General features: G+C 70.5%; 12 protein-coding genes. 2 read left to right on the plus strand and 10 right to left on the minus strand.

Annotated elements, in window-relative coordinates; all coding sequences use genetic code 11:
* Positions 1-55: 55 nt before the first annotated feature.
* Positions 56-883 (plus strand): peptidylprolyl isomerase, encoded by an 828-nt coding sequence (locus tag C9F11_RS07975; protein ID WP_138958583.1) that lies wholly within the window; start codon positions 56-58, stop codon positions 881-883.
* Between the two features lie 177 nt (positions 884-1,060).
* Positions 1,061-2,293 (plus strand): DUF349 domain-containing protein, encoded by a 1,233-nt coding sequence (locus C9F11_RS07980; protein ID WP_138958584.1) that lies wholly within the window; start codon positions 1,061-1,063, stop codon positions 2,291-2,293.
* Positions 2,294-2,379: 86 nt separating this feature from the next.
* Here the strand turns inward: C9F11_RS07980 and C9F11_RS07985 are convergent, their stop codons facing one another.
* From C9F11_RS07985 to pdxT, 10 genes are all read right to left on the minus strand, one after another.
* On the minus strand, positions 2,380-4,977 hold the full coding sequence (locus C9F11_RS07985; protein ID WP_138958585.1) for a bifunctional (p)ppGpp synthetase/guanosine-3',5'-bis(diphosphate) 3'-pyrophosphohydrolase: 2,598 nt from the start codon (positions 4,975-4,977) through the stop codon (positions 2,380-2,382).
* Between the two features lie 190 nt (positions 4,978-5,167).
* Positions 5,168-5,707, minus strand: a complete 540-nt coding sequence (locus C9F11_RS07990) for an adenine phosphoribosyltransferase (RefSeq protein ID WP_171075670.1) — start codon at positions 5,705-5,707, stop codon at positions 5,168-5,170.
* Between the two features lie 17 nt (positions 5,708-5,724).
* Positions 5,725-6,846, minus strand: a complete 1,122-nt coding sequence (gene secF / locus C9F11_RS07995) for a protein translocase subunit SecF (RefSeq protein ID WP_138958587.1) — start codon at positions 6,844-6,846, stop codon at positions 5,725-5,727.
* Between the two features lies 1 nt (position 6,847).
* A complete protein-coding gene (gene secD, locus C9F11_RS08000; protein ID WP_138958588.1) occupies positions 6,848-8,671 on the minus strand; it encodes a protein translocase subunit SecD in 1,824 nt (607 codons plus the stop codon).
* Positions 8,672-8,842: 171 nt separating this feature from the next.
* Positions 8,843-9,310 (minus strand): preprotein translocase subunit YajC, encoded by a 468-nt coding sequence (gene yajC, locus C9F11_RS08005; protein ID WP_138958589.1) that lies wholly within the window; start codon positions 9,308-9,310, stop codon positions 8,843-8,845.
* Between the two features lie 177 nt (positions 9,311-9,487).
* Positions 9,488-10,561, minus strand: coding sequence for a Holliday junction branch migration DNA helicase RuvB (ruvB, locus tag C9F11_RS08010; RefSeq protein ID WP_138958590.1), 1,074 nt, complete (start codon positions 10,559-10,561; stop codon positions 9,488-9,490).
* Between the two features lie 88 nt (positions 10,562-10,649).
* Positions 10,650-11,261 carry a Holliday junction branch migration protein RuvA gene (gene ruvA, locus C9F11_RS08015; RefSeq protein WP_138958591.1) on the minus strand — a complete coding sequence of 204 codons (612 nt, stop codon included), beginning with the start codon at positions 11,259-11,261 and terminating at the stop codon, positions 10,650-10,652.
* On the minus strand, positions 11,258-11,788 hold the full coding sequence (gene ruvC, locus C9F11_RS08020; RefSeq protein WP_138958592.1) for a crossover junction endodeoxyribonuclease RuvC: 531 nt from the start codon (positions 11,786-11,788) through the stop codon (positions 11,258-11,260). Before ruvC ends, ruvA begins: the two co-directional genes overlap by 4 nt.
* 107 nt (positions 11,789-11,895) lie before the next feature.
* Positions 11,896-12,648, minus strand: a complete 753-nt coding sequence (locus C9F11_RS08025) for a YebC/PmpR family DNA-binding transcriptional regulator (protein ID WP_030681062.1) — start codon at positions 12,646-12,648, stop codon at positions 11,896-11,898.
* Positions 12,649-12,697: 49 nt separating this feature from the next.
* Positions 12,698-13,309 carry a pyridoxal 5'-phosphate synthase glutaminase subunit PdxT gene (pdxT, locus tag C9F11_RS08030; protein ID WP_138958593.1) on the minus strand — a complete coding sequence of 204 codons (612 nt, stop codon included), beginning with the start codon at positions 13,307-13,309 and terminating at the stop codon, positions 12,698-12,700.
* Between the last annotated feature and the right edge of the window lies 1 nt (position 13,310).

Consider the following 13,310-nt stretch of genomic DNA (forward strand, 5'->3'; position numbering starts at 1 on the left):
CATGCACGAGCGGAATGTACGAGACGACGGATGAGACGTTCGAGGAGTGGGCCCGGTGGTCAGCCAGCAGCAGCGGCGTAAGCAGCTCGCACGGGAGAAGTACTTGCGGCAGCAGCAGCGGCGGGAGGTCGCCCAGCGCCGCCGACGCCTGCGCAACGGAGTCATCGCGGGCGCGCTCGCCCTGGTCGTGGCCGGAGGCGCCGCCTCCTACGCGGCGGGCGCCTTCGACGGCGGCGGCTCCACGAAGGACGACGCCGCGCCGAGCCCGTCGCCCAGCAAGCCCGCCGACCCCTGCCGCAAGGCGGCGCCGGGCAAGGTCAAGCCGCTCAGCTTCAAGAAGGAGCCGGCGCTGACCATCGACAAGTCGGCCGCGTACACGATGAAGCTGGGCACGACGTGCGGCGACATCGACCTCGCCCTGGACGCGGCGAAGGCCCCGCACACCGTCAACTCCTTCAACTTCCTGGTGAACAAGGGGTACTTGGACCACACCGCGTGCCACCGGCTCACCTCGGGCAACGTCAACGTGCTGCAGTGCGGCGACCCCGAGGGCACCGGCCAGGGCACCCCGGGCTACTCGATCCCGGACGAGAACCTGAAGGACAAGCGCCTGAAGGGCAATGTGTACCCGGCGGGTACGGTGGCGATGGCGAACCGCTACAAGGCCGACAAGAAGACGGGTCGTGACACCGGCGGCAGCCAGTTCTTCCTCGTCTACCAGGACAGTCAGCTGCCGCCCGACTACACGCCGTTCGGGACCGTCTCCGCCGCGGGCATGAAGGTCCTGAAGAAGATCGCCGCCGCGGGTGAGAGTTCCGGGCAGGGCGACGGGGCGCCGAACGCGACCGTGGTCATCGACAAGGCGACCGTACGGAAGTCCTGAGGCGGCACCGGAGAAGTCCGGAAGGCGACCCCGTGCGCGTCACGGGCACGGACGGTGAATTTCGCTCGTGCTGGATGCGGACAGCCGCCCCGCCGGTCGCCTATGTTGGCGGTGACGAAACTGTGGACGATGCCGGGGGCCCGTGGCCTTGTGCAGGCATCATGTGGAGGAGGCGCTGTGAGCAGCGACCCGTGGGGCCGCGTCGACGAGACGGGGACCGTGTACGTGCGTACGGCCGACGGCGGCGAGCGAGTGGTCGGTTCGTGGCAGGCAGGATCTCCCGACGAGGCCCTGGCCTATTTCGAGCGCAAGTACGACGGTCTGGTCGTCGAGATCGGACTTCTCGAGCGCCGGGTGCAGACGACCGATCTGTCGGCCAAGGACGCGACGGTCGCCATCGACCACCTGCGGCAGCAGGTCGACGAGGCGCACGCCGTGGGCGATCTGGACGCCCTGAGCAAGCGGCTTGACAAGCTCGTCGCGTCGGTCGACGCGCGCCGTGAGGAGCGCAAGGCCCAGAAGGCCAAGCAGTCGGACGAGGCGCGGCACGCCAAGGAGGCGCTGGTCGCGGAGGCCGAGGAGCTCGCGCAGAGCGAGCAGTGGCGGTCGGCGGGCGAGCGGCTGCGGGCGCTCGTGGACACCTGGAAGGGGCTGCCGCGCCTGGACCGCAAGTCCGACGACGAGCTGTGGCACCGCTTCTCGCACGCCCGCTCGGCGTTCTCCAAGCGCCGCAAGGCCCACTTCGCGCAGCTGGACGCGCAGCGCGAGGAGGCCCGCAAGGCCAAGGAGAAGCTGGTCGCGGAGGCCGAGGCCCTGTCGAACTCGACGGACTGGGGCCCGACGGCGGCGCGTTACCGCGAGCTGATGGCCGACTGGAAGGCGGCGGGCCGTGCCCAGCGCGAGCACGAGGACGACCTGTGGAACCGCTTCCGCGGCGCCCAGGACGTGTTCTTCGCGGCGCGCAGCTCGGTCTTCGCGGAGCGCGACGCGGAGCAGGGCGAGAACCTCAAGCTCAAGGAGGAGCTGGCGGACGAGGCCGAGAAGCTCGTCCCGGTGACGGATCTGAAGGCGGCCCGCGCGGCCTTCCGCTCCATCAACGAGCGCTGGGAGGCCATCGGCCACGTCCCGCGTGACGCCCGGCCCAAGGTCGAGGGCCGGATGCACGCCGTGGAGCGGGCCCTGCAGGAGTCCGAGGAAGCCGAGTGGCGCCGGACCAACCCCGAGGCGCGGGCGCGCGCCGCGGGCCTGACCGGTCAGCTCCAGGCCGCCGTGGACAAGTTGCGGGGCCAGATCGAGGCCGCGCGCACGGCGGGCAACAACTCCAAGGCCGACAAGCTCCAGAAGGAGCTCGACGGCCGCCAGGCGCTGCTGGACCAGGCCCTCAAGGGCCTGGAGGAGTTCGGCGGCTGAGCGGTTCTCCACCGCCTACGTAGAGGGGCTCCCGTACGCGACGTACGGGAGCCCCTCTGCGTGGAGCCCGGTTTCCGGGGGTGCGCTTACGGTCGGCGGGCCGACGTCACGCGGTACACGTCGTACACGCCCTCCACTCCCCTGACCGCCTTCAGGACGTGCCCCAGGTGCTTGGGGTCGCCCATCTCGAAGGTGAAGCGGGAGGTGGCGACGCGGTCGCGGGAGGTCTGGACGGCCGCCGACAGGATGTTCACGTGCTGGTCCGAGAGGATGCGCGTGACGTCCGAGAGCAGGCGCGAGCGGTCCAGGGCCTCGACCTGGATGGCGACGAGGAACACCGAGGACTGCGTGGGCGCCCACTCGACCTCGAGGATGCGCTCGGGCTCACGGGAGAGCGAGTCCACGTTCACACAGTCGCTGCGGTGAACCGATACGCCACTGCCGCGCGTGACGAAGCCGATGATCGGGTCGCCCGGCACCGGCGTACAGCAGCGGGCCAGCTTGACCCACACGTCGTCGACGCCCTTGACGACGACGCCCGGATCCGCGCTGGAGCGGCGCTTGGAGCGGCCCCTGCGGGCGGGCGGCGCGCTCTCGGCGATGTCCTCGTTGGCGGCCTCCTCGCCGCCGAGGGCCTGGACGAGCTTCTGCACCACGCTCTGCGCGGTGACGTGGCCCTCGCCGATCGCGGCGTACAGGGACGAGATGTCGGGGTAGCGCATCTCGTGCGCGAGCGTGACGAGCGAGTCGCCGGTGAGGATGCGCTGGATCGGCAGGTTCTGCTTGCGCATGGCCCGCACGATGGCGTCCTTGCCCTGCTCGATGGCCTCCTCGCGGCGCTCCTTGGAGAACCAGGCCCGGATCTTGTTGCGCGCGCGGGGCGACTTCACGAAGCCGAGCCAGTCGCGGCTGGGGCCCGCGCCCGCGGCCTTGGAGGTGAAGACCTCCACCAGGTCGCCGTTGTCGAGGGTCGATTCGAGCGGCACGAGCCGGCCGTTGACCCGGGCGCCTATGGTGCGGTGGCCGACCTCGGTGTGCACGGCGTAGGAGAAGTCCACGGGAGTGGCACCCGCGGGCAGCGCGATGACGTCGCCCTTGGGGGTGAAGACGAAGACCTCGTTGCGCGACAGGTCGAAGCGCAGGGACTCCAGGAACTCGCCCGGGTCCTCGGTCTCCTTCTGCCAGTCCAGGAGCTGGCGCAGCCACGCCATGTCATTGAGGTGGTCGTCCTTCTTGCCGGACGACTTGGGGGCGTCGGTGCGCACCTTGGAGGCGCCGGCGACGGCCTCCTGCTTGTACTTCCAGTGCGCGGCGATGCCGTACTCGGCGCGGCGGTGCATGTCGAACGTGCGGATCTGCAGCTCGACGGGCTTGCCGTTGGGGCCGATGACCGTCGTGTGCAGCGACTGGTACATGTTGAACTTGGGCATCGCGATGTAGTCCTTGAACCGGCCGGGGACCGGGTTCCATCGCGCGTGCACCGTGCCGAGGGCGGCGTAGCAGTCGCGGACCGTGTCGACGAGGACGCGGATGCCCACCAGGTCGTAGATCTCCGCGAAGTCACGGCCGCGGACGATCATCTTCTGGTAGACGCTGTAGTAGTGCTTCGGGCGGCCGGTGACGGTGGCCTTGATGCGCGCGGAGCGCAGGTCGGTCTGGACCTCGTCGGTCACTATGGCCAGGTACTCGTCGCGCTTGGGGGCGCGCTCGGCGACCAGGCGCACGATCTCGTCGTACATCTTGGGGTAGAGGATCGCGAAGGCGAGGTCCTCCAGCTCCCACTTGATGGTGTTCATGCCCAGGCGGTGCGCCAGCGGAGCGTAGATCTCCAGCGTCTCGCGGGCCTTCTTCTCCTGCTTCTCGCGCTTGAGGTAGCGCATGGTGCGCATGTTGTGCAGGCGGTCGGCGAGCTTGATGACCAGGACGCGGGGGTCCTTGGCCATGGCCACGACCATCTTGCGCACGGTCTCGGCCTGCGCGGCCTCGCCGAACTTGACCTTGTCGAGCTTGGTGACGCCGTCGACGAGGAGGGCGACCTGGTCGCCGAAGTCGCGGCGCAGCTGCTCCAGGCCGTACTCGGTGTCCTCGACGGTGTCGTGGAGGAGGCCCGCCATGAGCGTGGCCGGGTCCATCCCCAGCTCCGCCAGGATCGTGGTGACGGCCAGCGGATGGGTGATGTACGGATCGCCGCTCTTGCGCTTCTGGCCCCGGTGCCAGCGCTCGGCGACCTGGTAGGCCCGCTCGATCTGGCGCAGCGTGGCGGTCTCGATCTTGGGGTCGTTGCTGCGCACTATCCGCAGCAGGGGCTCCAGGACCGGGTTGTACGGGTTGGAGCGCTGTACGCCCAGGCGGGCCAGGCGGGCGCGCACGCGGTTGGAGGAGCCGGAGCGCTCCGGCTTGCCGGTGGCGGGCCGGGCCGCCGCGGGGGGCGGGGCGGGGCGCTCGGGCTGGGGCGCGGTGCGGGGCTGCCGCTCGGCCGCCCGCTCCGGCTTGTCGGCCCCGGCGGCCTGCTCGCTCTGCTCGCCGCGTGCCGGGGTGGCGCCGGGCGTGGTCGTCCCGCCCGGCGCGGGGGCCGCCGGCGCCGTGCCCGGCGCCCGGCGCGCGGACGTGGCGGCGGGCGCCGTGGCCCGCTCGGACTCATCGACGGGCTTGGCGGCGGCAAGTGGCTGGGACTCGTCTGGCAAGAGCGCTCCCTGTGCGCGATCGGGTCCCCCGGTGAGGTCCCGAAGTGCCCATGGTATCGATCCTGGGCCCGCGGCTCGCCCTCGGCCGGTGAGACGGCTCCGTACTGGAGAAACGCCAGAGGCGGGCGCCGGATTCCGCCGGGCCCGCCTCGAGGTCCTGTGGGGCCGCCCGGGCGGCCCCACAGGGTCCTCAGACCGTGAGGAGCGCCTCCAGGGGTGCGCCGTCCAGAGCGGGAACCAGCCGCTCACGGCCGCCCAGGAAGCCCAGCTCCATCAGGACCGCCACACCGGCCACCTCGGCGCCCGCCCGGCGGATGAGCCGCAGCGAGGCCTCGGCGGTGCCGCCGGTGGCCAGGACGTCGTCGATGACCATGACGCGGTCGCCCGCCACGAGGTCCTCGGCGTGCACCTCGATCTCGGCGCTGCCGTACTCCAGGTCGTAGGCCTGGCTGAGCGTGGCTCCGGGGAGCTTGCCCGCCTTGCGGACCGGGATGAAGCCGAGGCCTGCGCGCAGGGCCGCCGGGGCGCCCAGGATGAAGCCGCGGGCCTCCAGGCCGACGATCTTCGTGGCGCCGCTGCGCACGCTCAGGTCGGCGAGCGCGTCGGTGAGCGCCGCGAAGGCCGCCGGGTCGGCGAGCAGCGGCGTGATGTCCTTGAACATCACTCCGGGCGTCGGGTAGTCCGCCACGTCGCGGATGCGGCTGAGCAGCAGTTCCTTGATCTCGGTCATCGGCGTTTCCGTCTCCGTCATCGGCGCTTGCCCGAGGGGCGGCCCCGGCCGCGGTTGCGGACGGGCTGGGCGCGGGGACCCGAGCGCGGACCGACGACCGCGGGGGTGTCCTCGGCGTCCTCGCCGGCCTCGGCGGCGGGCGCCGGGGCCTCCTCGGACTCGCCCTTGGCGGCCGCGGCGCGGCGCTTGGCGAGCACCCGCTTCTTGAGCGCCTTCATCTGCGGGTCGGTCTCCTTGAAGTCCGCGACCAGCGGAGTGGCGATGAAGATCGACGAGTACGCGCCCGCGGCGAGGCCGACGAACAGCGAGAGCGAGATGTCGTTCAGCATGCCCGCGCCGAGGAAGCCGCCGCCGATGAACAGCAGACCGGCCACCGGGAGCAGCGCGACGACCGTGGTGTTGATCGACCGGACCAGGGTGCTGTTGATCGAGCGGTTGGCGACCTCGCTGTAGGTGAAGCGGGTCTGCTTGGCGAGGTCCTTCGACTGTTCCTTGAGGCTGTCGAAGACCACGACCGTGTCGTACAGCGAGTAGCCGAGGATCGTCAGGAGGCCGATGACCGTGCCCGGCGTCACCTCGAAGCCGACGAGGGCGTACACACCCACGGTGATGGTGAGGTCGTGGATGAGCGCGATGAGCGCGGCCAGGGCCATGCGCCACTCGAAGGCGATCGCCAGGTAGATCACCACGAGGATCATGAAGATCGCCAGGCCCTGCCAGGCCTTGTTGGCGATCTGGTCACCCCAGCTGGGACCCACCAGGTCGGCGTTGATGTCGTCCGCCTTCACGTCCAGCTCCTTGGCGAGCTCGGACTTGATGTGGTCGGACTTGTCGGTGTCCACGCCGCTGATCTGGATGCGCAGCGTGTCGTTGCCGAGCCGCTGGGCGATCGCCTGGTGGCCGGAGGCCTCCTCCGCGATCTCCTCGGCCTTGGCGGCGGAGACGCTGGTCTTGGGCGTGTTGAAGACGGCGCCGCCCTCGAACTCGATGCCCATGTGCAGGCCCCGCACCATCAGGGCCACGAAGGCCGTGATGGTGATGAGGATGGAGATGCCGTACCAGATCTTGCGCTTGCCGACGAAGTCGTAGCCGACCTCGCCGCGGTAGAGCCGGGCGCCGAGATTGCCGAGCTTCGACATCTCACGCCTCCTTCGGGTCGACGGGGGCGGCGGGGGCGCTCGCACGGCGTGCGCGGCGCAGCGGCGGAGTGACGCCGAGCCGCTTCGGGTCGAGACCGGACCACTTGTGGCCACCCGCGAAGAACTTCTTGCGGGCCATGATCGTCATCAGCGGCTTGGTGAAGAAGAACACCACCACGACGTCGAGCAGCGTGGTCAGACCCAGCGTGAACGCGAAGCCCTGGACCTTGCCGACGGTGACGACGAAGAGCACCGCGGCGGCGAGGAACGACACGAAGTCCGAGACCAGGATGGTGCGCCGGGCCCGCGGCCAGGCGCGCTCGACGGCGGGTCGCAGCGTACGGCCCTCGCGGATCTCGTCCCTTATGCGCTCGAAGTAGACGATGAAGGAGTCCGCGGTGATGCCGATGGCGACGATCGCGCCACAGACGGCCGGGAGGTTCAGCGCGAACTTAATCGTCGGGCCGAGCAGCGTCATGATCGTGTACGTCAGCGCCGCGGAGACGCCGAGGCTCGCGATGGCGATGAGCGCCAGGCCGCGGTAGTACGCCACCAGGTAGATGATGACGAGCGCGAGGCCGATGGCGCCGGCGATCAGACCGGCGTGCAGCTGCTCGCCGCCGAGGGCCGCGCTGACGGTGGTGACGCTCTGCTCCTTGAAGGTCAGCGGGAGGGCGCCGTAGGACAGGATGTTGGCCAGGTCCTTGGCCTCGTCCTGGTCGAAGCTGCCGGAGATCTCGGCCTGGCCGCCGGTGAGCGCCTGCTGGACGAAGGGCCAGGAGACGACCTCGCCGTCCATGACGATGCCGAACTCGTTCTGCGGGGACTGCTTGCCCGCGAGCTTGCCGGTGATCTCGCCGAACTGCTTGGTGCCGGTCTTGGAGAAGTCCATGGTGACCTTCCAGCCGGCGGCACCCGTGGTGTCGAAGACGGCCTTGGCGTCGTCGACCTCCTTGCCGCTGACCTCGGACGGGCCAAGGATGAACTTGTTCCAGTTGCCGTCGCTGTCCTTGCCGCAGGCCACGACCGGATCGGACGGCTTGACGCCTTCCTTGATCTTCGTGCGGACCTTGGGGTCGGTGCAGTCGAGCTTGGCGAACTGCTCCTGGAGCTTGGCGGAGGGGTCGCCGGTGGGGTCGGGCTTCGGCGTCTCGTCCTTCTTGTCCTGCGGCTTGTCGCTGGACTTGCCGGACGGGGTGGGCTCGTCCTTCAGGCCGTCGGTGACGGAACGGCCCTGGGTCGTGGGCGTCGGGGAGGGAGAGGTGGACTCGTCCTTGGACTTGTCGCCCTTGCCGTCCTTGTCGCCGTCCTTGTCCGTGCCCTTGTCGCCGGCACCCGGGGTCGGGGACGAACCCTGCTTGTCCTTCTTGTCCTTGTCGCCCTTGTCGCCCTTGTCCTTGCCGCCGTCCACCGGAGCACTGGGCTGACGGGCGATGACCGGCCGGAAGAACAGCTGCGCGGTCGTGCCGACCTGCTCGCGCGCCTGCTTGGCGTTCGTGCCCTTGGGGATGTTGACGATGATGTTCTCGGAGCCCTGGGTCTGGACCTCGGCCTCGGAGACACCCAGACCATTGACACGCTTGTTGATGATGTCAACAGCCGTGTTCATGTTGGTCTCGTTGATCGCGTTCTTCTGGCCCGGCTCGTTCTTCGCCTGGAGCGTGATGCTCGTACCACCGGCGAGGTCGATACCGAGGCGGGGCGTGGTGTGCCCGGAGAGGAACATCCCCCCGGTGAGCGCCACCAGGGCGATCAGGATGAAGACCAGGGTGCGACCCGGTTTCCCCTGGGTACCCTGCCTTCTGCCCTTCTTGGGTGCTGCCACCTTCTCGTTCTCCCTGTCCAACCGCCGGCCTGCGGGGTGCTCCCCTGGCCTTCGCTGAGCGGAGGGGGTCCCGGGCGGGCGGCCATGAAGTTGTGTCGAGACGCGGCGCGAAATCACCTGCGGCGGGGGCCGCGGTGCGCGAGCGGGCGCACGTCGGGCCCCCGGCTGTGACTACTTCGCGCCGGACTCGCCGTCGGTCTTCTTCGGCTCTGCGTCTGCGGCCTCGGGGGCCTCGTCGGCCGCGTCCTTCTTGCCGAGGTCGATGCGCGAGTCGTCGGACACGGGCTCGTCGGTCTCGTCGGTCTCGGTGAGGGAGGAGGCGTCGTCCGGCACCACCGGGGTCTCGTCCTCGGGCTCCGCGCCGTGCACGATGCGGTTGTACTCGTCGTCGTCCAGGACGGCGCCGATGGCGTTCTTCGCGTAAACCGCGTGGACGCCGGGGGCCACCTCAAGGAGGACCGAGTCGTCGTGAACCTCCTTGACGGTGGCGTACATGCCTCCGATGGTGCGGATGCCGGTGCCAGGCGTCATGTCGCTGCGCATCTGGGCGGCCGCCTGCTGCTTCTTCTTGGCGGACCGGGTCATCAGGAACATGGCCCCGATGAGCACGATGAACGGGAGGAGGGTCACGATATTCACGGGACGGAGTTTCCTTCGCACGACCGCGTGGTGAGGCGGCCTGATGGATGGGGGTGGGCGGCGCTGCCTATAGAGGCGGCATCGGCGGAGTCTAAGCGAGTCCGCGCCTAACGAACAACGCTCAGCATGGCACCGCAGTTCCTGACCGTGCGACTCTCCGCGCCGTCACCGTCCGTGTCACGTCCCGAACAGGTCCTGTTGGCCACTTCCCGTCGCCCGGCCCGGCGGGGTCAGGCCCAGATGCGCCCAGGCGGCGGGCGTGGCGACGCGGCCGCGGGGGGTGCGGGCGAGCAGGCCCTCGCGCACCAGGAACGGCTCGGCCACCTCCTCGACCGTCTCGCGCTCCTCCCCCACCGCCACGGCCAGTGTGGACAGGCCGACCGGGCCGCCGCCGAAGAGCTTCAGGAGGGCTTCGAGCACCGCGCGGTCGAGGCGGTCGAGGCCGCGCGAGTCGACCTCGTACACCCCGAGGGCGGCGCCCGCGATCTCGCGGTTGATCACGCCGTCCGCCTTGACCTGCGCATAGTCCCGTACGCGGCGCAGCAGGCGGTTGGCGATGCGCGGGGTGCCCCGGGAGCGGCCCGCGATCTCGGCGGCGCCCGCGGTGTCGATCTCCACGTCGAGGAGGTTCGCCGAGCGGTGGATCACCCGCTCCAGCTCGGCCGGTTCGTAGAACTCCATGTGCGCGGTGAAGCCGAAGCGGTCGCGCAGCGGCGGCGGCAGGAGCCCCGCGCGCGTGGTGGCGCCGACCAGGGTGAACGGCGGCAGCTCCAGGGGGATGGCGGTGGCGCCGGGGCCCTTGCCGACGATGACGTCGACGCGGAAGTCCTCCATCGCCATGTACAGCATCTCCTCGGCGGGCCGGGACATGCGGTGGATCTCGTCGAGGAAGAGGACCTCGCCCTCCTGGAGCGAGGACAGGATCGCCGCGAGGTCGCCCGCGTGCTGGATGGCCGGGCCGCTGGTGATGCGGATCGGGGCGCCCATCTCGGCGGCGATGATCATCGACAGGGTGGTCTTGCCGAGGCCGGGGGCGCCGGAGAGCAGCACGTGGTCGGCGGTCGCACCCCGGGCGCGGGCGGCGCGCAGGACCAGGTCGAGCTGCTCCCTGACCTTCTCCTGGCCGATGAACTCGCCCAGGTCCTTGGGGCGCAGGGCGGCCTCGACGGCCTGGTCCTCGCCGTCGGCGACGGCTTCCACCAGCCGCTCGGCGGCGGTCGCGGCCTCGGCGGTCGGGTCGTCCCAGTTCATGCGGTGTGCCTCGCGTAGGTCGTCGAAGGTCGTGCGGCCGTGGTCCGCGCGGGGGCGCGGAGGGCGGGGCCGGGGGCGGCGGATGCGGTCAGCGGGTGCGGTTCAGCGTCTGCAGGGCGGCCTTGAGGAGCTGGCCCACCTGCGGATTCCCCCCGGCGGCCGCGGCCTGCGGGGCGACGGCGGTGACGGCCTCGTCGGCCTCCCGGGTCGCGTACCCGAGGCCGATGAGCGCGGCGTGCAGCTGCTCGCGCCAGCCCTGGGTGACGGGTGTGCCGACGGCGGGGCCGCCGGTGCCGAGGGGCTCGCCGAGGCGGTCCTTCAGCTCCAGGAGCAGCTTCTGGGCGCCCTTCTTGCCGATGCCGGGCACGGCGGTGAGCGCCTTCTCGTCCCCGGTGGAGACCGCGCGGCGCAGGTCGTCGGGGCTGTGCACGGCGAGCATGGCCTGGGCCAGGCGCGGGCCGACTCCGCTGGCGGTCTGGAGCAGCTCGAAGGTCTGCCGCTCGTCGTCGTCGGCGAAGCCGTACAGCGTGAGGGAGTCCTCGCGGACGACCAGGGAGGTGGCGAGCTTGGCGGGCTTGCCGACACGGAGCGTGGACAGCGTGTTGGGCGTGCACTGGACGGCCATGCCGATGCCGCCCACTTCGACCACGGCGGTGTCCGGGGCGAGGGCGGCGACCGGGCCGCTGACGAAGGCGATCATGCCGTACGGCCTTTCCTAGCGTGCAGGGCTTGGGCCTGCTGGAGTCTGTTCTGCGCGGGGGCGCGCCAGATGTGGCAGATGGCGAGGGCGAGGGCGTCGGCGGCGTCGGCGGGCCTGGGCGGCGCGTCGAGCCGGAGCAGCCGCGTCACCATGGCCCCGACCTGGGCCTTGTCGGCCCGGCCCGAGCCGGTCACGGCGGCCTTGACCTCGCTGGGCGTGTGCAGGGCGACCGGGATGCCGCGCCGGGAGGCGCACAGCATGGCGACGGCGCTGGCCTGGGCCGTGCCCATGACCGTCCGCACGTTGTGCTGGCTGAACACGCGCTCCACGGCGAGGACTTCGGGGCTGTGCGCGTCCAGCCAGTGCTCGATGCCCTCCTCGATGGCGACGAGGCGGCTGCCGAGCTCCGCGTCGGCGGGGGTGCGGACGACTCCGACGCCGCGCATCGTCAGCGGGCGGCCCGCGGCGCCCTCGACGACGCCGACACCGCACCGGGTCAGCCCCGGGTCGACCCCCAGTACCCGCACCGCAGCATCCCCCTCAGTCGATCGCCTGTTTGTGCAGGCTATCGGGTGTCGCTGACAAAGCGACGGGCCGACGGGGTGTGTCCCGTCGGCCCGTGTGCCTCGTCCGCTCAGGCGTCGACCTTCTCCATGACCTCGTCGGAGACGTCGAAGTTGGCGAAGACGTTCTGCACGTCGTCGCTGTCCTCCAGCGCGTCGATCAGCTTGAAGATCTTGCGCGCGCCGTCCTCGTCCAGCTCGATCTGCATGGTCGGGACGAAGTTGGCGTCCGCCGAGTCGTAGTCGATCCCGGCCTCCTGGAGGGCGGTGCGGACCGCGACCAGGTCGGTGGCCTCGCTGAGCACCTCGAAGGACTCGCCCAGGTCGTTGACCTCTTCGGCGCCCGCGTCCAGGACGGCGCCCAGGACGTCGTCCTCGGAGAGCTCGCCCTTGGGGACGATCACGACGCCCTTGCGGTTGAACAGGTACGACACGGAGCCCGGGTCGGCCATGGAGCCGCCGTTGCGGGTCATGGCGACGCGGACCTCGGAGGCGGCGCGGTTGCGGTTGTCCGTCAGACACTCGATGAGCACCGCGACGCCGTTCGGGCCGTAGCCCTCGTACATGATCGTCTCGTAGTCGGCGCCGCCTGCCTCGAGGCCCGCGCCGCGCTTGAGCGCGGAGTCGATGTTCTTGTTGGGCACCGACTGCTTCTTGGCCTTCTGCACGGCGTCGAAGAGCGTCGGGTTGCCGTCCAGGTCGGCGCCGCCGGTGCGGGCCGCGACCTCGATGTTCTTGATCAGCTTCGCGAAGAGCTTGCCGCGCTTGGCGTCGATCACGGCCTTCTTGTGCTTCGTCGTAGCCCATTTAGAGTGGCCGGACATCTGCCTGTCTCCTTCGCGTAACCAACCTCGATAACGAACGTCAGAGATCCTACAAGGACCGCCGCCCCTGCTCGGCCCGGACCATGTCCACGAACAGTCCGTGCACCCGGTGGTCGCCCGTCAGCTCCGGGTGGAAGGACGTGGCGAGCGCGTTGCCCTGGCGTACGGCGACGATGTGGCCGCCGTGCTCGGCGAGCACCTCGGTCTCGGCGCCGACCGACTCCACCCACGGGGCGCGGATGAAGACGCCCTCTACAGGGTCGCCCTCGACGTCCTTCATGTCGACCGCGCTCTCGAAGGACTCGTTCTGCCGCCCGAAGGCGTTGCGCCGCACGATCATGTCGATGCCGCCGATCGTCTCCTGGCCCGAGCGCGGGTCGAGGATCTTGTCGGCGAGCATGATCATGCCCGCGCAGGTGCCGTAGACCGGCATCCCGGCACGCACGCGCGCGCGAAGGGGCTCCAGGAGGCCGAAGAGCACGGCCAGTTTGGAGATGGTGGTGGACTCGCCGCCGGGGATGACCAGGCCGTCGACCTCGGCGAGCTCCTCGGGGCGCCGGACCTCCCTGGCCACGGCGTCCGCCGTGGCCAGGGCGATCAAGTGCTCCCGTACGTCGCCCTGGAGGGCCAGGACGCCGATCACGGGTACGTCGTGCGCCATC

This window comes from Streptomyces sp. YIM 121038 (assembly GCF_006088715.1).
Taxonomy (GTDB): domain Bacteria; phylum Actinomycetota; class Actinomycetes; order Streptomycetales; family Streptomycetaceae; genus Streptomyces.